The sequence below is a fragment of the Blastococcus sp. MG754426 genome (assembly GCF_021699055.1).
GTDB lineage: Bacteria > Actinomycetota > Actinomycetes > Mycobacteriales > Geodermatophilaceae > Blastococcus.
The window spans coordinates 1-519 of sequence record NZ_SSXC01000180.1 but is presented as its reverse complement, the minus strand read 5'-3'; the positions used below and the strand labels follow the sequence as shown (position 1 = coordinate 519).

Annotated in this window: 1 protein-coding gene; it reads right to left on the bottom strand. The window is 76.7% G+C overall.

What is annotated here, in order from left to right; genetic code table 11:
• On the bottom strand, positions 1–519 hold a 519-nt coding region (gene cobA / locus E9549_RS22885; RefSeq protein WP_236828898.1), incomplete at both ends, for a uroporphyrinogen-III C-methyltransferase.

Genomic DNA, 519 nt, shown 5'->3' with positions numbered 1-519 from the left:
GTCCACGCCCATGAGGACCACCAGGGTGCCGCGGAGGCGGCCCAGGGAGGCCCAGTCGACCAGGGAGTCGGGGTGGCCGGGGGGCAGGTGGCCGGAGACGACGACGAACTCGTGGGTCAGGCCGCGGTGGGTGACCGGGATGCCGGCGAGGGCGGGGACGGCGACGGCGCTGGTGATGCCGGGGACGACCTCGACGGGGATGCCGGCGGCGGTGCAGGCCTGGAGTTCTTCGTAGCCGCGGCCGAAGACGTAGGGGTCCCCGCCCTTGAGGCGCACGACGCGGCGGCCGGCGCGGGCGTGGGTGAGGAGCAGGTCGTTGATGGTCTCCTGGGCCATGGCGCGGCCGCGGGGGAGCTTGGCGGCGTCGATGACCTGGACCTCGGGGGGCAGGGCGGCCAGGAGGGCCTGGGGGGCGAGGTGGTCGGCGACGACGACGTCGGCGGTGGCCAGGGCCTGGCGGCCGCGGACGGTGATCAGGCCGGGGTCGCCGGGGCCGCCACCGACCAGCACCACGCTGCC